At 44.9% G+C, this 24,418-nt stretch carries 18 protein-coding genes; 15 read left to right on the plus strand and 3 right to left on the minus strand.

Annotation, left to right across the window (positions count from 1 at the left end; translation table 11 throughout):
* Window positions 1-19 precede the first annotated feature (19 nt).
* The 8 genes from U1I11_RS01020 to U1I11_RS01055 all read left to right on the plus strand — a co-directional run bounded on the left by U1I11_RS01020 (window position 20) and on the right by U1I11_RS01055 (window position 9,041).
* A complete protein-coding gene (locus U1I11_RS01020; RefSeq protein WP_322903062.1) occupies window positions 20-898 on the plus strand; it encodes a type II secretion system F family protein in 879 nt (292 codons plus the stop codon).
* Window positions 899-949: 51 nt separating this feature from the next.
* On the plus strand, window positions 950-1,831 hold the full coding sequence (locus tag U1I11_RS01025) for a type II secretion system F family protein (protein WP_322904439.1): 882 nt from the start codon (window positions 950-952) through the stop codon (window positions 1,829-1,831).
* A gap of 12 nt (window positions 1,832-1,843) precedes the next feature.
* Window positions 1,844-2,041: a Flp1 family type IVb pilin gene (locus U1I11_RS01030; protein WP_322903064.1), complete on the plus strand. Its 198-nt coding sequence runs from the start codon at window positions 1,844-1,846 to the stop codon at window positions 2,039-2,041.
* 4 nt (window positions 2,042-2,045) lie between these two features.
* Window positions 2,046-2,705 carry a TadE/TadG family type IV pilus assembly protein gene (locus U1I11_RS01035; protein ID WP_322903067.1) on the plus strand — a complete coding sequence of 220 codons (660 nt, stop codon included), beginning with the start codon at window positions 2,046-2,048 and terminating at the stop codon, window positions 2,703-2,705.
* Window positions 2,706-2,774: 69 nt separating this feature from the next.
* Window positions 2,775-5,120, plus strand: coding sequence for a hypothetical protein (locus U1I11_RS01040; RefSeq protein ID WP_322903068.1), 2,346 nt, complete (start codon window positions 2,775-2,777; stop codon window positions 5,118-5,120).
* Window positions 5,089-6,081 (plus strand): TadE/TadG family type IV pilus assembly protein, encoded by a 993-nt coding sequence (locus U1I11_RS01045; protein ID WP_322903070.1) that lies wholly within the window; start codon window positions 5,089-5,091, stop codon window positions 6,079-6,081. Before U1I11_RS01040 ends, U1I11_RS01045 begins: the two co-directional genes overlap by 32 nt.
* Before the next feature lie 96 nt (window positions 6,082-6,177).
* Complete coding sequence (locus tag U1I11_RS01050) at window positions 6,178-6,687, plus strand: A24 family peptidase (protein WP_322903072.1); 510 nt, start codon at window positions 6,178-6,180, stop codon at window positions 6,685-6,687.
* 206 nt (window positions 6,688-6,893) lie between these two features.
* Window positions 6,894-9,041: a DUF6382 domain-containing protein gene (locus U1I11_RS01055; protein ID WP_322903074.1), complete on the plus strand. Its 2,148-nt coding sequence runs from the start codon at window positions 6,894-6,896 to the stop codon at window positions 9,039-9,041.
* 1,091 nt (window positions 9,042-10,132) lie between these two features.
* Here U1I11_RS01055 and U1I11_RS01060 read toward each other — a convergent pair.
* Window positions 10,133-11,062, minus strand: a complete 930-nt coding sequence (locus tag U1I11_RS01060) for a TIGR01777 family oxidoreductase (protein WP_322903076.1) — start codon at window positions 11,060-11,062, stop codon at window positions 10,133-10,135.
* Between the two features lie 1,371 nt (window positions 11,063-12,433).
* On the opposite strand from U1I11_RS01060, the gene U1I11_RS01065 reads away from it, so the two are divergent.
* Both U1I11_RS01065 and purU read left to right on the plus strand, forming a co-directional pair.
* On the plus strand, window positions 12,434-13,552 hold the full coding sequence (locus U1I11_RS01065; protein ID WP_322903078.1) for a deoxyribonuclease IV: 1,119 nt from the start codon (window positions 12,434-12,436) through the stop codon (window positions 13,550-13,552).
* Between the two features lie 1,158 nt (window positions 13,553-14,710).
* Window positions 14,711-15,607, plus strand: coding sequence for a formyltetrahydrofolate deformylase (gene purU / locus U1I11_RS01070; RefSeq protein WP_322903080.1), 897 nt, complete (start codon window positions 14,711-14,713; stop codon window positions 15,605-15,607).
* Window positions 15,608-16,116: 509 nt separating this feature from the next.
* Here the strand turns inward: purU and U1I11_RS01075 are convergent.
* The gene (locus U1I11_RS01075; protein WP_322904441.1) at window positions 16,117-16,524 is read right to left on the minus strand and encodes a hypothetical protein; all 408 of its coding nucleotides are present in this window, start codon (window positions 16,522-16,524) and stop codon (window positions 16,117-16,119) included.
* Window positions 16,525-16,768: 244 nt separating this feature from the next.
* On the opposite strand from U1I11_RS01075, the gene tkt reads away from it, so the two are divergent.
* From tkt to U1I11_RS01100, 5 genes are all read left to right on the plus strand, one after another.
* The gene (gene tkt / locus U1I11_RS01080; RefSeq protein ID WP_322903082.1) at window positions 16,769-18,826 is read left to right on the plus strand and encodes a transketolase; all 2,058 of its coding nucleotides are present in this window, start codon (window positions 16,769-16,771) and stop codon (window positions 18,824-18,826) included.
* Between the two features lie 592 nt (window positions 18,827-19,418).
* A complete protein-coding gene (ppnP, locus tag U1I11_RS01085; protein ID WP_322903083.1) occupies window positions 19,419-19,730 on the plus strand; it encodes a pyrimidine/purine nucleoside phosphorylase in 312 nt (103 codons plus the stop codon).
* Between the two features lie 248 nt (window positions 19,731-19,978).
* Window positions 19,979-21,334, plus strand: coding sequence for a glucose-6-phosphate isomerase (locus U1I11_RS01090; protein ID WP_322903085.1), 1,356 nt, complete (start codon window positions 19,979-19,981; stop codon window positions 21,332-21,334).
* A gap of 302 nt (window positions 21,335-21,636) precedes the next feature.
* Complete coding sequence (locus U1I11_RS01095) at window positions 21,637-22,275, plus strand: YigZ family protein (RefSeq protein ID WP_322903087.1); 639 nt, start codon at window positions 21,637-21,639, stop codon at window positions 22,273-22,275.
* Between the two features lie 189 nt (window positions 22,276-22,464).
* Window positions 22,465-23,046 (plus strand): TetR/AcrR family transcriptional regulator, encoded by a 582-nt coding sequence (locus tag U1I11_RS01100; RefSeq protein ID WP_322903089.1) that lies wholly within the window; start codon window positions 22,465-22,467, stop codon window positions 23,044-23,046.
* 678 nt (window positions 23,047-23,724) lie between these two features.
* On the opposite strand, the gene U1I11_RS01105 is transcribed toward U1I11_RS01100, so the two are convergent.
* Complete coding sequence (locus U1I11_RS01105; RefSeq protein ID WP_322903091.1) at window positions 23,725-24,126, minus strand: secondary thiamine-phosphate synthase enzyme YjbQ; 402 nt, start codon at window positions 24,124-24,126, stop codon at window positions 23,725-23,727.
* Window positions 24,127-24,418 lie beyond the last annotated feature (292 nt).

Consider the following 24,418-nt stretch of genomic DNA (forward strand, 5'->3'; position numbering starts at 1 on the left):
CGGAAAGGAGTGAACGGTCATGAATAGCGATCTTCGTTCTTCGATCGCAAAGCAGCAACAGCAGCAGACGGTGCAATCCGTTACTACACATCATTTGTCCGAGCAGCAGGACAGGTATAACGATGTACATCAGCAGACGGCTTCATCGACTGGGCTTGCCGATTATACGACATGCGAGCTTTGTATCGCACAGCGTGTAGGATGTATGATCATGTGCGGAGCGATATTTGCGGTGATCGGATATTTGTTTTATCACAATTGGATAATGAGCATCGTGCTGGCATGTTTGACATCGTTTACGCCGCGTTTGTTGCGCAATTATTTGCTGGAACGCAGACGCAGCGCATTAAGCGCTCATTTTAAACAGGCATTGTATTCATTATCTTCGTCACTGGCGGCAGGACGGTCAGTGGAAAATGGATTTCGTGAAGCAGCACAGGATTTGCGCATATTATATCCGGATGGAGATAACGATATGATCCGTGAACTGACGATCATTACGACACGTATGGATTATGGACAGCCGATTGAACAAGCTCTAGAAGACTTTAGCGTGCGGGCTGCTAATGAGGATATTGCCAATTTTGCGGATGTATTTATTACATGTAAACGTACTGGCGGTGATTTGGTGGAAGTCGTGCGCAAAACATCGACCATTATCGGTGAAAAGCTGGATATTCAGCAAGATATCGCGGTGATGATTGCGCAGAAGAAATTCGAGTCTTATCTTTTGATGGCGACACCATTTGTATTTTTGATCTTTTTGAATATGGTAGCTGAAGATTTTATGAAGCCGTTGTATGGCAATCCGCTCGGGATTGTGGTGTCTACATTATGCTTACTGGCGCTGACAGGCTGCTTTTGCATGATTCGTAAATTTATAAATATTCGTGTGTGATCGGTTTGATCGGTTTGATCATGATCATACGGAAGGGAGGTGAAGCGATTGATAGAGGCATGGTTGGAGGGAATCGTTGCCATTTTGCTGATCGCAGGCTGGTTTGTATTATATCAAAGTGCCGAAGAAAAGCATAAACAGTTGGCACAGATGCCATTTGACGTTATTAAGCTAAGGCGGTTTACACCTGCATCGTTAGTGCTGCTTGAAAAGGTTCGATTTGTAGCTCGTTTTCCCGGTATATTTTATCGTATTCAAAGCTATATTCAAAAAGGATTCGGGGTCCATTTGAGCGGAGAACGAACATTGTTGTACATTGCCGAAATGGTAGGTTATTGCTGGCTGCTGCTAACAGGAGGCTGTGTCGTGTCAGCGCTGAACGATGGTAGTGTAAACTGGCTTGTGCTCTGCACTTTACTGGCGCTCGTCTTGTCTGCTTCGCTTATACGTGATTTGCAAAGAAAAGTGCAAGAGCGTGAGCAGGAGATTTTGATGGAGCTGCCGGAGCTGCTTAACAAAATTGTGTTGCTTGTGGGCGCAGGCGAAACGGCTCAGCGTGCGATCATACGCTGTGTACAGCGTAAGCAAGGAAGCGCATCCACCCATCCGCTCTATCGCGAGCTGTTCCAGATGTTAAATGAGCTGGAGAACGGATATCCGTTTCAACAAGCATTAGAATCATTCAGCAAGCGCTGTGGCGTACAGGAAGTGTCGGTATTTACAACGACTGTGTTGCTGAATTTCCGCCGTGGAGGCGGTGAGTTTGGACTGGCATTACGCGAGTTATCCCGTACGTTATGGGATAAACGTAAAGCGGTTAGCCGTATACGTGGAGAGCAGGCATCTTCGAAGATGGTATTACCGATGGTAATGATTTTTGTAATAGTAATGATTTTGGTCGGAACGCCGGCATTTATGATGATGAATATGTAAGGGGGATACGAAATGACATCTGTATTTACACTCGTTGGTAATGGAATGAAAAGTTTTTGGCAGCAGGAAGATGGTATTGGCACGCTGGAAATGGTGCTCATCGTGGCGGTTATTTTGATTATTGCGCTTGCTTTTAAAAACAAAATTACACAAGTCGTTACCACTATGCTGAATTATATGGATAGCCAAAGTAAAGAGTTTACCGAATAATACGATGACCAAACGATCCTTTTGGAGCAGTGCGCGCGGAAGCTTCACGATTGAAGCTTCTGCCGTATTTCCCATCATCCTGTTGACGACACTGCTCATGATGCTGTTTTGCATGTATTTGTATCAAAATACGATGTTAAAACAAGCCGCTGCCAAAACATCGGAGCGTGCAGCTTATTCGTGGGATAACAGTTACAAAAATCCGTATACCGGTGCATTTGCCGAAGGTGAACACGATGGGCTGTATTGGAGGCTTACCCAAGACGAAATGCTGAGCAAACTATTTGGCTGGGCGGGTACGGCAAATGAGGCTAAAGTTTTTATTCCAAGTGGAGGTGGCGGATCATTGCCTGAGAAAAAGCTGGCTGCGGCTTCCACATGGGTTCCTCGTGGAATGAATGGAACGGTGCAATACAACAATGGAATGTTAGTACGTTCGGTTGAAACGACATTGTCCCGTCCGCTGTTTGTGCCACCGCTGGAACGAATGCTGAACCGCTCGCTTCATTCGCAAATTCGTGCGGGCGCAGTCATTGTAGAGCCAGTTGAGTATATCCGTAATGTAGAGCTGATGCGTTATTATGCAGCCAAAGCGAAAGGGGGAGCAGGACCGGCATTGCAATTGGATAAAGCAGGCGCTATTTTGCAATGGTTTGGTATGTAAGCATGATGCTAGTACGAACGATTATACGATGCAGATGTATGAATGATGGAAATATGCAGTGGAGGGATTATGAATACAATAAGGCGTACAGTTGGCACGAACGTATGGCGTAGCCGGGTGAGGTTGTTATGGCATCGAATGGCTGATGCCCGTGGTGCGGTAACGATTTTTATGATTGTTGTGCTTGCTGGTGTGTTTATGTTTACGGCGGTGTTTATCGATTATGCCCGGATTGCGGCGATGCAGGTGCAAGCTGAACGGTTAACTCATACGTTGGTGCGCTCGGTGATGTCTGCTTATGAGCCTGAGTTTCAGATACGATATGGGTTATTCGCTTTTGGTGCAAGCAATGCGGCGAGTTTGCTCGATACAGCGGTAGCCGACAATTTGAGTTATACCGATATCGACAACAGCTTCAATCTTATTCCGTTACAAATAGATAAAACTTCAATCGCGATGAGTAGGCCGCTCGGTAAATATGATGTATTTAACGGACAAGTACAGGAAGAAATGAAGTATAAAGCGCCGATCGACTTTACCGTTGAAGTGGTAGAAAAGCTGCGCGGTATGTCTGCGATTATGAAAGAGACAACACAAACGGTCGATGTGCTGAATGCGGTGCGTATCCCTTATGAAAAAAGAGAGCAGGCGATCAACGATTTGATTGCATTACAGAAAAACACAGCGCTAGATGTGCATGTATTGGCAAAGATGGTCATGTATCCGGCATCAAACAGCATCGCTTCCCGAAATATCGGCTCGATTCAATCGCTTGCCGATATTGCCGCTCAATTTGCTGATTATGCTTCCAAAATCTCTGAAGATCAAAAGCGCAAAAAGAAAAAAAAATCAGCGCTCTATACCGAAAAGATAGCCAATTACCAAAGCAATGCTGCATCGTTAATCGATAAAGTAATGCCCAAAACGAATGCGCTTATGATCACTCATGAGTCTACATACAAACAAGCCGTTCGTTTGATGCAAACGATCCGCGAACAAAATCAAAAAATCGCGACGATTATTAAGCAAGCACGAAGTCGTTCCGCAAATGCTTCATATGATCGGGTTAGCACGACCCGCACACCAGGCAGCACAAATGGGTCAGCAAATGCTTCGGCAGAAGCTCAGATTGCCGAGCTACGCAAAAATTTGGATCAGCTTGTGTTGTCCGACGAATTGATGCAGCGAATGGAAACAAATTATACGAGCCAGCATGCCGATTATGCGGCGATTAAGGATGCGATACGAATTGCCGTTGGAGAAGCACAGCAGCAGATTAGACGCACATCCGGCAGTACGTCAGTATTAGCATCCCGAACGATAGCGGCAGCCCATTTGCTGCAAACGTATAGGCAAGCTTATATGGGCAAACCGGAGTCGCCTTCAGGGGCGCTCGGTAAAATTGAGCACGATATCGATACCGCTCGCGCCGGTACGGATACGGTTGCCGCCAATGAGCAAAAGGCGAAGCAATCGATGCAAAAAGCAACTGCACTAATCGCGACGATCACCGCGCTTGGAGCGGGCGCAACAGCCGCTAACGTAAGCTTTGATGAGGTCGATCGTTATTATGAATCGAATCTGGAATTTAATAAGGGGACAGGTGGCACTACAGCCACTACTCAATCGCTAAACAGCGATCCTTATGATGAAAGCCAGCAATCGATGGGTGCGATGGATATGATGTTTGGCGGTGTGTCTGATGTGCTGATGAAAAGCCGGAATGAGTTTTTTATGAATGAATATGCGATCCATTATTTTGAACCGTTTGATGTGATGATGTGGGGCAATTTGCTCGATTCTGTCAAGCAACGTGATGCGTCATTGGCAGGTGATTTTCCGATTAACGATGTGTCCAACAGCGGTAGTGCACAAGAGGCGCTAACGATGCTTACGATTGATCAGCAGCAGTTGGAATATATTATTTACGGTTTTAATGGCCCGGTCGCTAATCTGACGGCTGCGTATAGCGAAATTTTTGGTGTGCGACTGGCGATTCGTATCGCAGAAGGGTTGGTGAAAAATGCACGTTTAGGACATCCGCTCGCTGTGCTGGCGGCGGGAATCGCTTATGGCGCTGAGCGCGCCGTGCTCGATATGATTGATCTGTTTAGCAAAGGTTATACGAATTTGTCGGATTATTGGAAAGTGGAGTTTGCCTATCGTGATTATTTACGCTTGTTTTTGTTACAAACGAACAAAGAACAGAAAATGTCCCGTATGCTGGCGCTCATTCGCTACAACACACAGATCAATCCGCAAGAACGAGATACGTATGCGACAGCATCTGTACATACAGGGATGAAAATATGGTTTTTGCCGGGCATTACTAATATGTTGCAATCCGGTTATAGAAACAGTTCAGTAGAACAGGGTGTATATTATGCGGATCAACAGGCAGATTACAGTTATTAAGCGCGTAAAAAAGCTGCGTCGCGAACAACATGGCAGTATAGTGCTGGAAGCGGCAATGGTCATGCCTATTTTTTTGTTTGTGGCTATTTTCCTAGTATACATCGTGCATATGACATTGCTATCGACAGCGCTTAACAGTGCTGCTTCAGACACAGCAAAATATGTGGCAACCCATATGTATCCGGTCAAGACAGCTGCACAGGCGATCGATAATGCGCCGCTGATGCAAAAGCTGAGCCTTACCGATCTTGCCGCTCAATATGGCTCCACGTTTCCACCGCCGCTAAGCGACTGGATTCAAGATGTTGCGAGTACAGGTGATACCCGTCTGCGTCAGCTTAAAAATCAGGCTGCTGCCGCTGCGCTGGATTCAGCGATCAAACCGCTCATCCAGCACATTTCTGCGGATCATGGACTTGATTATGAACTTATTCATGTGACCGAGGTGACGGTGCCTGATTTTACGGGCGATCCTTATTTTGGGGTCGAGCTGAGCTATGAGCTGCCATTTCGTATACCGCTCATTTTCAAACCGATCGTGTTGCAGGCGCGAGCGACAGAACGATTATGGATCGGTGATACCGGAGAAGGAGAAGCGGCATCCGGTGATGATAGTAAAGAGGAGACAGGCGTACGGGTCGTATCGGTGCCTCATCCTGCTCATCCCGAATCGCTCATTTCGATTGCGGCGACAGCACCGGCAAATGCCCGTGTCAAGCTGGAAGTGCATTACAAAAGCGGTGTTAGCAGAGCGCAAGGACTAGGCGAAGCTACCGCTGATGCAAACGGAAATGTGATTTGGACATGGAAAATTCCATCCTCCGCTTCTGCTGGTTGGGCAACGTATGTGTTGACGACAGCAGATGGGCAAAAGATTCGTGGTACATTTGAAATTGCGACGTATGATGGTCGCCCGGTCATGCCTGCTCCTGCGAGCGGCGGAGCTTATCCGTCACGATAATATGAACAGTAAGTTGTAGCTATTTGGAAAAAGCGAAGCAACACAATGGCAAACGAGCCTGTACTGTTTGTATCGCCCATAAAGGAGTTAGCTGAAATGGAAATGATATTTATAGGCAGTGGGATTTTTATTTTATGGGCATGTTGGACGGATATCTGTACCCGCAAAATTCCGAATCTGCTTAATTTGATCTTTGTGCTAAGCGGGCTTTTGTATCATATTATGAATGCTGGCTTGAACGGGATATGGTTTGCTAGTAAAGGCATTGTGCTTGGGTTTGGCATCATGCTGTTATTGCATATGATGCGGGCAGTTGGAGCGGGCGATGTAAAATTATTTGCTGGCATTGGTGCATGGTTTGGGATCGCGATGACAGCGCAAGTGATGATGTATTCGATTTTGTTTGCCGGGCTGATCGGAATTGTCATTATGATCTGGCGGCGGGAAACGATCGTGCGCATGCGCACCGTATTGTGGCGGATCAGTGGAGCTTTGTTATGGAAGCAGCCGCTTCGTCCGGATCAGATAGAACAGCAACAATATTTAACATTCCCGTTTATGACGGCTGTATTGCCAGGTGTAATTTTTTGTTATCTGTATGTGTAAATTTGCTGTATTACGATGTATATGATATAGGCAAACGGCGAACAAATCGCTAATAGTATCGAGTCCATTTCATTTCGCTGGAATAGTTAGAGCTGTAACTTTTATATTCGATACATGATGTCGTTTTACTTTAACAGGCGAATCAGTTTGCGTACACATGTTAACCGATTGCAAAATCGGAACGGAGCAAGGAGGGGATTGCGTTCATGGGCAGCATATTGGTGCAGGATTTTATCCAAGATGGTAAAACATTTATGATTATCGATAGAGAGCAAGGCTTTCAGGCAGCTGAGCTAAGTCGCACGCAAACAGGTATGATGTTGTCCAGTCGTATACAGGGGGTATTGCAGTTGCATTTGCATGATCTGAATATGATGTCGCAACTTCGCTACGATATTACAGGTAAACGAATGCTAAAACATTGTTTGCAAAGTGAAGCGATCGGGATTGCCGAATATTTAGGTTTGCTGCTGCAACTCGTTACGACGCTTGAGGAAGCGAACCAGCATATGCTGTCATTGCCCAATTATGTATTGAATGAAGACTATATGTTTATCGAAGGCACATTACAAGCAGGACGATTATATATAACGTATGTGCCTGTGTTGGAGTCGCTGACCGATACGTCGGTACAGGAGCAGATCAGTCAGCTTGCTTCGCAATGGATTATTACGGTACGCGAACTTTATGGCAATGTAGTACAGCAAATTTTGCGCCATTGTCAGCAGGAACAGTTTACACTTGCGAGCCTAAAACAACTATTGCTAAGCGAGCTTGCTGGAGAGCAGCGGTTTAGCGACGGACAAGATAGATTAGCCGAAAAGCCATATTTGTCGCATACGGATGATCATAATTGGACATATGAGCCGATAGAACGTTCAATGCACATGCATGCCAATACAGATGTTCCATCCAATATGAAAACGGAGCTTTATAGCTTCTCCGGTAATCCTCCGCCTGCATCACACCGGTTCGATTCGTCAACAGATAGAGTAACCAAGCCAACAGATAATGCCGTTACCGGGCAACCGATACAAGCTGGTCTAACGATGTCTCCCCATACAGATGCTTTTAAACCTACAGGGAGGATAGCAGGTCAGTCGTCCACTGATCAAGCTGCTTCCGCCAGTAGAAAAGCTAGTACTGCTGCATCTTTATTTTTCGCAAACAAAAAAAAGCAAGTTGCACCGAGCAGTCATCCACATGACAAGCCTACAGACCAGATGGAAACAAAGGCTAACAAGCTGCCATCCTCCTATCGTACCTATCTTCTGGCAGGTAGCTTACTGCTGATTGCGATGATCTGGCGGTATGGATATATGGAGCATGGCAATGAGCTGATGTTATATGGATGTTCTGCACTAACACTTGCGGTCATACTGATCTTATATTTGCTGATTAAAGGGAAGCTCTCAATAAAGCCACAACTAAAACCGCAAGCAGAGTCAACAAATGCAAGCTTTGCTGCTCCACTTAAACCGCTGCAATTTGGGAGTAAAGCTAGCCAACAAAATGAACGATCTGTACAGGAACAATGGCGCTGGAACAAGGAAGTTACAGTTGGTACTAGCGCTACTACCGCAAAAGGTATGCCTGCAACTACACAGTCTGGGAGAGAGTACAGTGCTGCGCCTATTGCTAATACTAATGCACATCCACGTTCGTCGCAGGAACAAGCATCGCAAAGAGAACGAAGTGTGGCTGAGTTGTTTGGCTCTTTTACCCGATCAACTTCCGGAAATATGCCTGAAATGCATGAAAGTCATGTTGCATACGACGATCCAGAAATGATGGATGATCGTTTGCCAGACAGGAAAGCAGCATCGTACACTAGTATGCAGCATGGAACCGCTGCTGTTGCAGCTAATGTTCATCGGTCAGAGCAGTCTACGATGTATAGTGAGCCTTGGAGGGGAGTAGGATATGCTGAGCCGGGTGATGTAATGTTTGGCGACGCATTTACAGAAACATTATCTTCACATATGGCAACTGTACTGCTGGATGCACATCAAGCACCTCCGCAGACAGCTACAAATGGTGAGCAGTTTCGCGGCTATCTGGAACGTCATGACCAAGAGGGAGACGGGCGTGAGTCGATTCGTTTACGAAATGGAAGCTTTATTATCGGACGAGCGGAGGATGGAGTTCATTATCGCGAACAATCGCTCGGAACGTCACGCAACCATGTGGAACTGGAAGTGCGCAGTGGAAATGTGTTCATTAAAGACCTCGGTTCACGTAATGGCACTCAACTCAAAGACGAATCGCTCGTTCCTTATAAAACGTATCCTATACAGGATGGAGAAAGCTTTACAATAGCAAGAACGGTGTATACACTTCGGCTGAACGGCTGAACGGCTGAACGGCTGAACGGCTGAACGGCTGAACGGCTGAACGGCTGAACGGCTGAACGGCTGAACGGCTGAACGGCTGAACAGTAGGACACATGGATGCAGCTAATAAATTATAGCTTGGAGAATAAATATGGAGTAGTTTTAAATACTGTTGTCTAGTATGGAGTGATGATTATGTACGAGCTGAAAATGAACAGTGTTATGTCCACAATTTATAGCTCTACCGTCTGTACCTATACAACTTTATACTGCAATTGTTTATGTTGAGTGTCTATTCCATACAGGAATAACAGATGATAGAGTGTCCATACAATCAGCCAATCATTACATTAGTCTCAACAATTATAGTAAAGCATAACGTAGCAATTTTAGTTTGAAAGTAGAAGCGTGAAAAGTAAAAAGTCAAACTAGAAGTAACTAAGCATATACGATAACAATGAAGCAATAAAATAAGCAAAATTGAACGATAGCAATATGGAAACGAGCAATAAAGAAGCCTTGAGCAAGCATTAAACAAGCACCAACAAGTAGTAAAAAAGCAGTAGAACAGCATTACACCAACAATTACAGAAAAGATCATATAGCTATACCATAATTAAAAGTAGCCCTTTCAGCTTACACAAACTTTTGCAACTGTATAGCATTCACACCAATGCCCGCAATTTGAAATCCATTCTGTTACCTTAAAACACAGGCACTGGAGCCTTTCATAAATTGCGGGTCATTGTCATTACAAACAGTCACTAAATCGTTATGACGATTGCGTTTTGGCAATGCTCATCTTCAACAACTGTTAAATAATGTAATTTTCGTCTTCTCAAACGATCAAATGATTAAACGCTCCACTTATCAAACGATCTATTGAACGTTTCAATACATTTGTGCATACACTAACGTTGACTATTTTGACCATACTTAATTTAAATTTTGCGGTCATTTCAAATTCGTATTCACAACAGTATAAAAGTATATATGAAAAGTGGAAATTAATATTTAAAGCGTTCAACCGCTTACAAAAACTATAACTTTATAACATTCAAACTATAACTTCATAATAAAATGCCGTTACGTCAACATAAAAGGCTGCTACATCAAGCCCGTTTATTCTCGTGCACTGCCACTTCCTTGCTTTCCAGGTCAGTAATAGCGGAGCGCAAATCCGGATAACGGAAAGTGAAGCCGTGATCCAATGCTTTTTGTGGGATCACTCGTTGACCTTGCAACAGGATGACTGACATTTCACCTAGTACAGGCTTGATCGCAAATGAAGGCACATGGAACCAGTGTGGACGGTGCATTACTTTAGCCAATGTAGCGCCAAATTCGCCATAACGTACAGGGCCTGGTGAAGATGCGTTGACAGGACCTTCTACTTGTTTATTTTTAATGCAAAAATCAATCAATCGTACCATGTCATGAATATGAATCCACGATACCCATTGATGACCAGAGCCTATTTTACCGCCAGCATACAATTTGTAAGGCAGGCTCATCAATGGATAGGCACCGCCATCTTTGCCAAGTACGAGACTGATCCGTAGTTTGATCAGACGCACATCTTTAATGCTGTCTGCTACAGCCTCCCATTGCTCTGCCAGGCTAGAAGGGAAATTCATCGTCCGGCGCTCACTGCTTTCATCAAATGTTTCATCGTCGGACGTCCCATAAATCGCCATCGCACTTGCTTGTACGACAACTTCAGGCTTATGCTGCAATTTTTCCAGCGACTTCGATACGATGTTGACGGTACGCATCCGCGATTCAACCAAATCCAGCTTCGTTTTGGTCGTCCAGCGTTGGTTTAACGATTCGCCGGACAAATTGACAAGCGCATCGATTCCTTCAATTTGTTCCGGATGTTGTTCCAGATCATCCCATGTGATGTAATGAACTCTTTGTGCTGCTGAACGTTCAGGTGTCAACTCACGGGTCACAATCGTAATTTCATGCCCTTCATGAAGCCAGTGTGGAACGAGATGTTTACCGACAAAGCCGGTACCGCCACATATTACAATTTTCATAACAATTCCCCCTTGGTTGGATGTTGGATTTTAATAATGAATATGGTCTCAATTCAAATTGCTAAAAATGTTTGAATTTGCATAGGTACGATAAACGTTTGGAGCATCGTGTTTGAAACGTGGCAAAGTGTATACATGAAGTTATATGATGCCTGAAATTAAATATACATGTATACAATATGTGCAAACCCGAGAACATGTCTTCGAACTGGTTTATGAACTGCTCGATGTAGTTTATTGTCATTGGAAGATGCTGTGCATGCAGCTCAGTTCACTTAAAACTTGACCATTTGAAGCGATTGTTAGATAAACAGACTGTAAATGTACTTACGACAAGCTATTAGTAGATTGACTGCCTTCAGTATTGGCTTTGAATCCACTGTATGTCCTTATTTATAGCGGTAATGTGAATGATTTTAAACTATATATTTAAAGCGGTCAGATTATGAGTAGGCTGACCGCACTAAATGTGGAGTTTACTGTCATATATAGGCTAGAGAAGTCTATAGTACGATGCAGACCTATGTCATATGATGGTGGCGATCAAACAGCACCTATAAGTTGGTCGAGCTACTAGGTAGTGTCTTCAAACCTTCAGCATTGTCATTTTATTATTCAAGTGGGTCGCGTTTTAAGTGAGTTGAGCTGTGTATACAAGCGTAATCTAATGAAAAAAGCGCATCGAACTGACTATGAAGCCGTTTGAAGACACGCCGTAGTACCTTGACCAGTTTAAATTCAGTGTCTGACTGACTACACCTTACGAAAGATACACTGGAACCGTAGCCTGAGAACATCGCTGCTATACAATATCAAACTGCTTATTTAACGCGGTCAAGCTACTAGTAGCTTGTCTCATATACATTTACGGTTTGTCGATCTAACCAGCGCTTGGTGCTGAATCGATTTAGGGACGTTTAAAAACAATTTTCATTTGAGACAGCCTACTAGTAGATTGTCTCAAATACATTTACGGTTTGTCTATCTAACCATTGCTTGATGATGAATTAGGTTAAGGTACGTTCAAACACAATTTCCACTTGAGACATCCTACTGGTAGCTTGTATCATATACATTCAGGTATGTCTTTGTTATCATCGCTTGATCATGAATGTATTGATGTACGTGCGAACCTGATTTTAATGGAGACAAGCTACTAATCCAAGCTACCCTATGATGTATTACCCACGAATGCCCCTTACTGACCTGCCATAACATTTATCATTTATTCATGGACGATTTCTGGCTTTCTGGCAATATTCACGTTAAAATAGGTGAGATTCGACTGATGCTTTCTCTAAATGAAGCTTAATCAACAATCGATCGGTCATCAGCAAGGACAGAGTTGCTTTCATCAAGGAGGAAAAGAACGTGTTAAAAATAGGTTCTCATGTATCATTTTCAAATAAAGGATTGCTCAGTGCAGCGAATGAGGCGGATGAATATGGCTCGAGTTCGTTCATGATCTATACCGGAGCACCACAAAATACGCGCCGTAAGCCTATGGACACGATGTTTATCGAAGAAGGCAAAGCGAAGATGGATGCGATGGGCGTCGAAGAAATTGTCGTTCATGCTCCGTATATTATTAATCTTGGTTCATACAAAGAAAATACGTACGAACTGGCTGTAAACTTTTTGCAGGAAGAAATTCATCGTACCCATGAAATTGGTGTACATAATATTGTGCTGCACCCAGGTGCATTTACCGATATGGATGCCGAGTATGGCATCAAGCGGATCGCGGCTGGTTTGGAGCAGGTGCTGGCTGGTGTACGTGAAACCGATGTGAATATCGCGTTGGAAACGATGGCTGGAAAAGGAACGGAGATGGGGCGCAGCTTTGAAGAAATCGCTCGCATTATGGAGCTTGTGCCGCATAATGAGCGTCTGAAGGTCTGCTTTGATACTTGTCATACGCATGATGCAGGGTATGATCTGGTGCACAATCTAGATAGTGTGCTGGAACAGTTTGATCGGATCGTTGGGCTTGATCGCATTACGGTTGTGCATGTGAACGACAGTAAAAATCCGGTCGGTGCAGGTAAAGACCGTCATACACCGATCGGTTCCGGTTGGATTGGTTACGAGGCGATCCAACGTATCGTGCACCATGAGCAGTTGCAAGGACGTCCGTTTATTTTGGAAACACCGTGGATTGGAAAAGATGTCAAAAAGCAGCATCCAATGTACGAGATCGAAATTGCGTTACTGCGCGGCGATGTTGCCGGGCGTTTTGGCAATGAGTTTGTCGATGATGTGGGCAAGCTGCATCATTTCTTTGACGGAAAAGACATTGATGCGCGTACGTATGTGCTGGACACATGGGCGGTACTGAAAAATGATGCCAAAGCACGCAAAGCCGATCCGCGTGAGCCATTGGAGCGTTTGTATGATCTGGTTGCTGAAGCTGGACTGTTTGCTACGTTGCGCGAGGAACAGATCAATGCACGTTTGATCGCCTGGCTTGCAGGTAAGCAGGCGCTTTAGTGAAAGGTCTTAATATTTACACGTGGGATTCATCATTACGCTTATACTTATGCTTGAATGGATCACTGTAAATATGGATTCGCAATGACTTCAACATTCAAATGAACAATGGGTTAGGGTATGTCTGCAAATTGCGTTACAGACTATGCGATGCGTTTAGTTTATGTTAAACGATGTTCTAGATATGGCTCATTCAATTTGCGTCATGCCTTATTTTGTTTAAGGCAGCACGATCGTTATGCGGTTATTCGTTGATTAACTATTGCTTCTATAAACAGCAAATGACTTAGTACTAGTAGCTTGTCTCGAATACATTTACAGTTTGTCGATCCAACAATGGCTTGGTGCTGAATCGATTTAGGGACGTTTAAACACAATTTTCATTTGAGACAACCTACTAGTAGATTGTCTCAAATACATTTACGGTTTGTCGATCTAACCATTGCTTGATGATGAATAGGTTAACGTACGTTCCAACACAATTTACATTTGAGACAGACTACTAGTAGGCTGTCTCCTATACATTCAGGGTATGTCTTTGTCATCATCGCTTGATTATGAACGTATTCAGGTACGTTCGAACCTGATTTTTAATGGAGACAATCTATTAGGCAGTGTCTTCAAACTACTTTACAGATCGTTCGATCCGGGTAATTTGCGTCAGACTAAGCTGCACAGGGTCTTATTTCTAACCTTTGTGAACAATAAATAATATGTAGGACAGTTGGAAGACACCACCTAGTAGGCTGACCGCGTTAAATAGGCAGTTTGATATTGCAGACCAGACATATTCTCCTGCTACGATTCAGTGTATTTTTCATACGATAGAGCCAATCAGACATTGAATGTAAGCTGGTCAAGCAACTAGAATTCACTCCTCCCGGCTATTGTCGGGATTATTTTTGCTTGTGTTCTTTTTCGCTTTAATGCGGTATATTAAAATAGTTGATTTCTGGCTAAACGGCAAGAAATCTATTTACTTTGCGTGGCATATCACATAGATTGTAATATAAGATATTTTGCCATATGGGTGAGGGCATGTGTTCAAACTGCTTTACACACTGTTCGATACAGTTTATTTACGTCCGACTATGTTGTATAAGTCGAATCAGTTGATATGCCCGTGGTATAGCTATTTAAGGAGGAAATGAATGTATTATGGAAGTACATGTTAAACAAAACCGATCTGCACGCGAACCGCAGGATAACCGTGCACGTATGCTAATTTCTTGCCCGGACGGTCCGGGTATTGTAGCGGCGGTGTCGCAGTTCCTGTATGAGCATGGAGCAAATATTGTGCAATCTGATCAATATACGATGGACCCGGATGGTGGCATGTTTTTTATGCGGGTAGAGTTTGATCTGCCACAGCTTGCCGATAATTTGGCATCGCTGCAACAAAACTTTGAAGAAATTGCCGGACGTTTCCAGATGAAATGGACGATCAATCAAGTAAGTCGCAAAAAACGGCTAGCGATTTTCGTTTCCAAAGAAGATCATTGTCTGGTTGAACTGCTCTGGCACTGGCAAGCCGGTGATTTGGATGCGGAAATCGCTATGGTGGTGAGCAACCACAACGATATGCGCGGTTATGTGGAATCGTTTGGCATTCCATTCCATCATATTCCGGTTACTGCCGATACGAAGCAAGAAGCAGAGCGTCGTCAATTGGAAGTGATCGGTTCAGATATCGATGTGATCGTGCTAGCGCGTTATATGCAAATTATTTCGCCATCGTTTATCGAGCATTATCGCAACCGGATTATTAATATTCACCATTCGTTTTTGCCTGCATTTGTTGGCGGTAAGCCATATGCACAGGCATACGATCGCGGTGTGAAAATCATCGGCGCAACAGCGCACTATGTTACCGAAGAACTGGATGGCGGGCCGATCATCGAGCAGGACGTACAGCGTGTTAGTCATAGTGACAACGTAAACGAACTGAAGCGCATCGGGCGTACGATCGAACGTGTTGTGCTGGCGCGTGCTGTGCAATGGCATGCCGAAGACCGCATTCTCGTTCACCAGAACAAAACGGTCGTATTTAATTAAAATGTCATAACAAAACCTCCTGACATACGGCAACGATCGTAGCAGGAGGTTTTTTGTTTATCGTTTTGTTTGATTGATACCGCAATAGCAGGATCGTTTACGAACAAACAGACGAGTCCAAAATCACAAATCAAGTATACCGTCACAAGCGAATACAATGTCGCAACCAATTATCAAATTACTATTAAATGGTGCATATTACGGCTCTCGATAGATTATTCGCTCAACGACGGATCATTTTAATACCTGTTTAACGTTAATATGTTACTTTCATAATGCCGTAAGTTCGTTCATATAGACTCGGCGTTAAAAATAGAGCTGCCGTTGCATAAAATGTTTGCAAATTCACTATCCTGAAATTAAAATTTTGCAGACTCGCAGACTCGCAGACTCGCAGACTCGCAGACTCGCAGACTCGCAGACTCGCAGACTCGCAGACTCGCAGACTCGCAGACTCGCAGACTCGCAGACTCGCAGACTCGCAGACTCGCAGACTCGCAGACTCGCAATTAGCGTATAATCGTCCGTCCCATCATACCTAGCACAGCGCCATACACAAGATGCCCTGCTAGCCAGTACATATAAGCGGTCATATCCGTTATCTCAGGCACGCGGGTTGATAGCATAGTCAGCGGAAAAAACAGCAATGACGAAGCGGCGCCGATCGCGATGCCGGCGAGCCACGGATGGCGCCAGTATTCGATTCCAAATCGGTATAGCACACCGAGAGCTAGCGCAACAACTAGATGAAGCGCGAATTCAAATGTCTCCGGCAATCGTTGAGGCAATAGTGGTACGAAATCGATATTTAATAATAGCGTATACACCAGTGCACCTGTCGCATATTGTACCGCTTTGAGCAGCAAGCCGAGCACGATTCCACTTACCAATCCAGCGAGTAAACCTTGTCCAATCATTCGTTTCAAAATGGAATCCTCCCTTTTAGCGTCTGCAATATTGGGTATAAATACAAAGAGTGAAATAACGATATGGTAAACTTCCGCAACAAGTGTTACAATGGACAAAGGGTTAATAAGTCAAATTGAAAGACTCAAGGGACATATTTCATTTGGAACTTACTCCAACGGAATAAACGATCTTGTTTCAGATGAAATAAGAGCCGAGCACCTCGCTTTACCAAGAAGAATGAGGAGGATTAACATGACTGACAAGAAACAAGAGCAAGAACAAAGCATTAGTAAATCCGAAAACTCTAATGTGGACAATCTGTCGATTTCCACAATTCGTACACTTTCCATCGATGCAATCGAGAAAGCCAATTCTGGACACCCTGGTATGCCAATGGGTTCCGCTCCAATGGGCTATCAACTGTTCGCTAAAACGATGACACATAATCCGGCAAATCCGACTTGGGTCAACCGCGATCGTTTCGTGCTGTCCGCAGGTCATGGTTCCATGTTATTGTACAGCTTGCTGCATCTGTCCGGCTACGGTCTGGAAATGGACGAAATCAAACAATTCCGTCAATGGGGCAGTAAAACGCCAGGTCACCCAGAATACGGTCACACAGTAGGTGTGGACGCAACGACTGGCCCACTCGGTCAAGGTGTAGCGATGGCAGTAGGGATGGCAATCGCTGAAGCGCATCTGGCAGCTACTTATAATAAAGGCAACGCTAACGTAATCGATCATTTCACTTATGCAATCTGTGGTGATGGCGATATGATGGAAGGCGTAGCAAGTGAAGCAGCTTCAATGGCAGGTCATATGAAACTGGGCAAACTGATCATGCTATACGATTCGAACGATATTACGCTGGACGGTAAAGCGAATCTGTCTTTTTCCGAAAACGTGGAAGCTCGTTACAGCGCATACGGCTGGCAAGTGCTGCGTGTAGAAGACGGTAACGATCTGCCGGCAATCGAAGCGGCATTGGCGGAAGCTAAAGCTGATACATCCCGCCCAACGCTGATCGAAGTGAAAACGGTGATCGGTTACGGTAGCCCAAACAAACAAGGTATCGGCGGTCATGGCGGTACACACGGTAGCCCACTCGGTTCCGCAGAAGCAAAACTGACCAAAGAATTTTACAAATGGACATATGAAGAAGATTTCTACGTACCGGAAGAAGTTCGCGAACATTTTGCCAAAGTGAAAGAACGCGGCGTAGAAGCGAACAAAGCGTGGGACGATATGTTTGCTCAATACAAACAAGAACATCCGGAACTGGCAGCTCAATTTGAGTCCGCATTTTCCGGAAACCTGGCAGATGGCTGGGATAAAGAACTGCCGTTCTATAGTACAGAAGACAAAGCGGTATCTACACGCGTCGCTTCTGGTAATGCGCTGAACGGTCTGATTAATGGTGTTCCTCAGCTGGCAGGCGGCTCTGCCGACTTGGAAAGCTCCACGATGACTCACCTGAAAGGTCTTGACAACTTCACACCGGAAACACGCGCTGGACGTAACATCTACTTCGGCGTTCGCGAATTTGCGATGGCAGGTGCAATGAACGGTATCGCTCTGCATGGCGGTATCAAAGTATTCGGCGGTACATTCTTCGTATTTACCGATTACCTGCGTCCAGCTGTACGTCTAGCTGCGCTGATGGGGCTACCAGTAACGTATGTGCTGACTCACGATAGTATCGCTGTCGGTGAAGATGGCCCTACGCATGAGCCGATCGAGCAACTCGCTTCCTTGCGTATCATTCCAGGTCTGACTACAATCCGTCCTGCGGATGGTAACGAAACATCGGCTGCATGGGCACATGCGATCGAAAACAAAGGCGGCCCAATCGCGCTCGTGCTGACTCGTCAAAACTTGCCAATTTTGGCAGGTACAACAGAAGGCGTACGCGAAAACATCAAAAAAGGTGCTTATGTTGTATCCGATGCAAAAGCGGGTCAACCGGTAGCGCAACTGATCGCAACAGGTTCCGAAGTGCAACTGGCTGTCAAAGCGCAAGCAGCACTTGCGGCTGAAGGCATTGAAGTGCGCGTCATCAGCATGCCAAGCTGGGAACTGTTCGAAAAACAAGATCAAGCATACAAAGATTCCGTACTGCTGCCTGACGTAAAACCTCGTCTGGCGATTGAAATGGCACAAACATTCGGCTGGGAACGTTATGTTGGTGATAAAGGCGCGATCCTCGGTATTACTACATTCGGCGCTTCCGCTCCTGGTGACCGCGTAATCGCTGAATACGGCTTTACAGTAGACAATGTTGTGCAAAAAGTAAAAGGCTTGCTGTCTTAATTTGCGGACAATCGCTTAAACGGTTGCGGAGTCGTATCGCTTCAAGCGATCGATTCGATCAAATGTCTGTAACGGACATTTGATCGTCCGCATTTGGGTATAATGAATTGCTTACAAGGCGTAGGAGTGGCGAAGCGCCGTCCTGCGCCTTTTTGCTAGGGCGTGTACGAAACTTCGTATGCTGCGAGCAGCACTTCACTGTGGGAAGGAAGAAGGCGGAAGGGCGACTTTAGTGTTTGTAGTTTCCAAACACAAGGTGTAATGAACAGAGGGTTTTGCGCAGCAAAAGACCTTACCTCTTTTGAGCACGGCAATCTACCTTCTCTCCTACTCTGTAGATTTCGGTGCGAGACGGGAGTCCATCTTCTTATTCCGTAGCGCAGTGGGAATGTCTCAATACGCCAAGTTTGCGTACACGCCTACTATTACCTAGACCAAGTTAAATGTTAATTTTGATTGTGATTGTGTGCTGAAATCCTGATTAATACGACCTTAAAACAGATTCAATCCTCAAATTAATTTCGGTCTAGGTACTATACTTTGGGTGATCCTGAAGGCAATGCCATTATGAATGCAGGGAGCGGAATGACCAATGAGCCAATTCGAACAGGTGACGGTAATCAAGCAAGCGAATGTATATTATGACGGCAAGGTGACGAGCAGAACGGTATTGTTGCCGGATGGTAGCAAAGTCACACTGGGCATTATGCTGCCGGGTTCGTATGAATTTGGTACAGACAGTCATGAAACGATGGAAATTTTGGCAGGCAAGCTGTCTGTGCTGCTGCCGGATAGTGAACAATGGCTGCATATCGATGGTCAAGCGACATTTGAGGTGCCTGCTAATACACGCTTTAAGCTGGAAATTAGCACGGTTACCGATTATTGCTGCTCCTATTCCTAATTCGTCCGGCAGCTGATACATTTAGCATCATGCCGATCATTGTGATAACGACTACTAAGTGGGATACATCGCTGTAAGCGCGCAGGCACCTGCTTGCATTGCAGCGTGCATCGCGTCATACTTAACATTGGGTTTGCCCCGTACAGTCGGCGTGAACGAGTTGACTGGCTGTACAGGGATACGATGCAGCTTCAGGCTACATACAGTTTAGGCTGCATACAGAATGTATTCGCGGGAGGGTATTGATTATGTCTAACACAGTAAAATTTGACTACAGCAAAGCACTTTCGTTTGTTGCTCAACATGAAGTGGATTATTTTGCCGAGCCGATTCGTCTCGCGCATGAACAGTTGCACAATGGTACAGGCGCAGGTTCTGACTACCTCGGCTGGATCGATCTGCCAAACAGCTATGACAAAGACGAGTTCGCTCGTATTCAAAAAGCGGCAGCTAAAATCCAGAGCGATTCCGACGTATTGATCGTGATCGGTATCGGTGGTTCGTACTTAGGCGCACGGGCAGCGATTGAAATGCTGAGCCATTCGTTCTACAATGTACTGCCAAAAGACAAACGCAAAACGCCGGAAATTTATTTTGCCGGTAACAATATTAGCTCCACGTATGTGAACCATTTGCTGGAAGCGATCGAAGGCAAAGATTTCTCGGTCAATGTCATTTCCAAATCCGGTACAACGACTGAACCGGCGATTGCATTCCGTATTTTCCGCGCTGAGTTGGAGAAAAAATACGGTAAAGAAGAAGCGAGAAAACGTATCTATGCAACAACTGATCGTGCCAAAGGCGCTTTGAAAACATTGGCGGATGCGGAAGGCTACGAAAGCTTTATTATCCCTGATGATGTAGGTGGACGTTATTCCGTACTAACTCCTGTCGGTCTGCTACCGATCGCGACCGCAGGCATTAACATTCAGGACATGATGGATGGCGCAGCAGCGGCAGCCAAACAATACAGCAACCCGAATGTAGCTGAAAACGAAAGCTACCAGTATGCAGCTGTACGTAATGCACTGCATCGTAAAGGAAAAGCGATCGAAATTCTCGTGAACTATGAGCCATCCTTACACTTCGTATCTGAATGGTGGAAGCAGCTGTATGGCGAAAGTGAAGGGAAAGACTACAAAGGCATCTATCCAGCAGCGGTTGATTTTTCGACTGATTTGCATTCGATGGGTCAATTTATTCAGGACGGTAGCCGTAACATTTTTGAAACGGTCATCCAGGTGGAAGAAGTGGCAAGCCATATTACGATCGAAGAAGACGCGGAAGATTTGGACGGTCTGAACTTCCTGGCTGGCAAAACACTGGATTTCGTTAACAAAAAAGCGTTCCAGGGTACACTGCTGGCACATACAGACGGACAGGTGCCTAACTTGATCGTAAATATTAAAGATCAAACGCCGTATACGTTTGGCTATCTCGTATATTTCTTCGAAAAAGCTTGTGGCATTAGCGGATATTTATCCGGTGTAAACCCATTTGACCAAGAAGGCGTCGAAGCTTACAAAAAGAATATGTTTGCTTTACTCGGCAAACCGGGCTTTGAAAAGCAAAAAGCGGAGCTGGAAGCGCGTCTTTCCGAATAATCGAACGACGATTTGCTGGAATTTGCGGAAGAAGCTTTTGTAAAGGTCTTTTCGACCGGGCTACTTTTGATGTAAAATAGGATAAACTTCATGAGGAAAGCAGTTCTCTGACCGGGGTGTCGGGGGGCTGCTTTCTTGATACCTAAATATATTGTATGATATCTTTAGTAACGATGAAGCGATGAGCGCCGGAATGCGGGTCTACTATCGGCATTTGTGGATGAATATATACTACTATTATTTACTGTTTGTTCTGCCTCATACGATCGGCAAGAATGATCTTGTACAAGGAAAGGAACATCATGACAACAGACAAACCAGAACGCTACAAAACGATACAAGAAGCCGGTGAAAAGGAAATTGTGATCAAAAAATCACGATTTATCGGTCACTCCAAGCCGGTCGCTACAGAGGAAGAAGCACTCGAATTTATCGAGCGCATCAAAAAGCAGCATTGGAATGCCACGCACAATTGCTCTGCTTATCTGATCGGCTCACGCGGTGAACTGATGCGTCAGTCGGATGACGGAGAACCAAGCGGGACGGCGGGCAAGCCTATTTTGGAGGTGATCAAAAATCAGGGATTGCAAGATATCGTCATTGTGGTCACCCGTTATTTTGGCGGCATTATGCTGGGAGCGGGCGGTCTAATCCGTGCTTATACGGACGGTGCGGTAGCGGCAATCGAGGCAGGTCAAGCGATCACCCGTGTGCTTCATCAACAAGTACGGGTCGAGATTGATTATACTTGGCTTGGCAAACTGGAAAATGAGCTGCGTAATCGTGACATTCGCATGGGGGAAACGGAATTTGCAGATAAAGTCATTTTGAATTGTCTTCCGGTAGCAAGTGAAGCGGAAGCGTTTGAAGCATGGATGACTGATCTTACCCAGGGACAGTCCGTTATTACGCGGGGAGAACAGCGCTATTTTACAGAGTAAATGATCCGGCGGGATACTGGATAAGAAACAATCGATGACGTCATGTATCTGTTCATGACAGCAGTGCGATTGGGGAATGGCAACTGGGATATGCCATTGTAGACGGATAATGGCAAGTTGATTACCATTACCGATACCGACTGCACGGGACGGATCATGCAAAATGCTTGCTTGAAGGGGAATCACACTATGGCGCGTAGAGCGGTTGAGCAGGAGTTATCAAGAGAGAGAATTTTGGAAGCTGCCAGGCATCTGTTTGTGACAAAAGGATACCGGGCGATATCGATGCGAAGTATTGGTCAGCATCTGGGCTACAGTCATGGTTCGCTTTATTATCATTTTAAGGAAAAAGCCGAATTGTTTTATGCGATTGTGATGGAGGATTTTGATCATCTCTGTCAATTGCTCAATCAGGTGAAAGATATGCCGGAACAGGGCGAGACCGGTAAAGTCGAACGGTTGCTGCTGGAATTTATCCGTTTCGGGTTGAACAATGCGCATCAATATGAAATTATGTTTATGATTCGTGATGAAGAATTGCTGAGCTATTGTCGTGCTGAGCAAGCGCGTTGTTTTGAAGTGTTTGCGTCCATCGTAAGGGGCAATATGGACTTGAATGAGCATTCGCTAGAAGCGATGCATACGGTGCCGCTGAGCTTGTTTTTATCTATTCTTGGCTTTATCTCTTATTATATTCAAGATCGAGTTACGTATGAAGAAATACAAGCCGCTGCAGTTGCACATGTCAAAACGCTTTGCCGGGTATTGTGAGCGCAAGCGATAGCCAGCAAGGAGCAAAGTTACCCTTGTTCAGCTACTCGCTCGCGGAATCGTATCGATATCGTATAGTCAAGCTATGCCGTATCAAATCCATACCGAAAAAGGATGTAAAGAATGGACTTTGTGCCTCTGCACGCTTTAAGACTTTCCCTTGTCAAAACGTTGAATCCCTATAGCAGACAAAGGAAACAAAGCAATGATAACCCTACCGGTTACGGTAATCATCATAAAAGGCGGCTCCCCTGAACATAACGATCAGGAGGCCGCTTTTTGTTGTCACATTTTGTTATATCGTGTGGCAAGCTGCTAGGGCGTGTCTTCAAACTATTTTACAGATTGTTCGATACGGGTAATTTGCGTCAGATTAAGCTGTACAGGGTCTTATTTCTAACCTTTGTGAACAATAAATAATACGTAGGACAGTTTGAAGACACCACCTAGTAGGCTGACCAGCTTACATTCAGTATCTGATTCACTCCATCTTATGAAAAATACACTGGATTCGTAGCAGGAGCACATCACTGCTCTGCAATCTCAAACTACTTATTTAACGCGGTCAGCCTGCTAGCCAGTATTGCCATATTCATATATTATCGTCTAGCTATATTTTCATGTTACAGCCTATTTTCATAGTACAGCCTATTTTACGATCGGCAAAATCGTATACAGTTAGCCTTCCATAATTTTCACGATGTATTCGCGTGTACGTGGGCCATCGAATTCGCAAAAATAAATCCCTTGCCAGCGTCCCAGCACCATCCGTCCGTGATCAATAATGACCGTTTGCGAAGGCCCGGTCGTGATCGATTTTAGATGGGAGGCGGTATTGCCTTCCATGTGCCGATATTTGGGATGTTCCCACGGATACACTTCATCCAGACGCATGAGCACATCATGTTTAACATCCGGGTCGGCATTTTCGTTAATAGCGATGCCAGCTGTTGTATGGGGGCAATAAACAATGACGATTCCGCTTTGTACACCGCTGCGACTAATGAGCGCGGCGACGTCTCGCGTAATATCTCGAATTTCATCGCGTTTTTTCGTTGAAATTGTAATCGTTTCCAGCATAATAATCCCTCCTGATGAGCTTTTTGTCAGTCTGGTGCTTACATTTGATTCGATTGTGTACATAGGGACGAAAAAGGTAATTTTTTCGCTTGATTCTGCTCTCATATTACCCGATTTGCTGGATCATTGACTACAGTCGTTTATCAGTGACTGTTACAAATGCAGTTTCAACTTGTCCAAACATAATTCCACGGCATAGTTGTTTGTTAGGCAAAATCGCTTGGATTCAGCATCATACAGGCGATTTTCACCTTGAAAAAGATAAATTTATCCCGTGAACAGCAAACTATTA

The sequence above is a fragment of the Paenibacillus campi genome, from assembly GCF_034659835.1.
Lineage (GTDB): Bacteria > Bacillota > Bacilli > Paenibacillales > Paenibacillaceae > Saccharibacillus > Saccharibacillus campi.

Excerpts from the sequence above, each read along its gene's own strand:
- U1I11_RS01020 (WP_322903062.1), top strand. The coding sequence starts at position 20 with ATGAATAGCGATCTTCGTTCTTCGATCGCAAAGCAGCAACAGCAGCAG.
- U1I11_RS01030 (WP_322903064.1), top strand. The coding sequence starts at position 1,844 with ATGACATCTGTATTTACACTCGTTGGTAATGGAATGAAAAGTTTTTGG.
- U1I11_RS01035 (WP_322903067.1), top strand. The coding sequence starts at position 2,046 with ATGACCAAACGATCCTTTTGGAGCAGTGCGCGCGGAAGCTTCACGATT.
- U1I11_RS01040 (WP_322903068.1), top strand. The coding sequence starts at position 2,775 with ATGAATACAATAAGGCGTACAGTTGGCACGAACGTATGGCGTAGCCGG.
- U1I11_RS01045 (WP_322903070.1), top strand. The coding sequence starts at position 5,089 with ATGCGGATCAACAGGCAGATTACAGTTATTAAGCGCGTAAAAAAGCTG.
- U1I11_RS01050 (WP_322903072.1), top strand. The coding sequence starts at position 6,178 with ATGGAAATGATATTTATAGGCAGTGGGATTTTTATTTTATGGGCATGT.
- U1I11_RS01055 (WP_322903074.1), top strand. The coding sequence starts at position 6,894 with ATGGGCAGCATATTGGTGCAGGATTTTATCCAAGATGGTAAAACATTT.
- U1I11_RS01060 (WP_322903076.1), bottom strand. The coding sequence starts at position 11,062 with ATGAAAATTGTAATATGTGGCGGTACCGGCTTTGTCGGTAAACATCTC.
- purU (WP_322903080.1), top strand. The coding sequence starts at position 14,711 with ATGGAAGTACATGTTAAACAAAACCGATCTGCACGCGAACCGCAGGAT.
- U1I11_RS01075 (WP_322904441.1), bottom strand. The coding sequence starts at position 16,524 with ATGATTGGACAAGGTTTACTCGCTGGATTGGTAAGTGGAATCGTGCTC.
- tkt (WP_322903082.1), top strand. The coding sequence starts at position 16,769 with ATGACTGACAAGAAACAAGAGCAAGAACAAAGCATTAGTAAATCCGAA.
- ppnP (WP_322903083.1), top strand. The coding sequence starts at position 19,419 with ATGAGCCAATTCGAACAGGTGACGGTAATCAAGCAAGCGAATGTATAT.
- U1I11_RS01090 (WP_322903085.1), top strand. The coding sequence starts at position 19,979 with ATGTCTAACACAGTAAAATTTGACTACAGCAAAGCACTTTCGTTTGTT.
- U1I11_RS01095 (WP_322903087.1), top strand. The coding sequence starts at position 21,637 with ATGACAACAGACAAACCAGAACGCTACAAAACGATACAAGAAGCCGGT.
- U1I11_RS01100 (WP_322903089.1), top strand. The coding sequence starts at position 22,465 with ATGGCGCGTAGAGCGGTTGAGCAGGAGTTATCAAGAGAGAGAATTTTG.
- U1I11_RS01105 (WP_322903091.1), bottom strand. The coding sequence starts at position 24,126 with ATGCTGGAAACGATTACAATTTCAACGAAAAAACGCGATGAAATTCGA.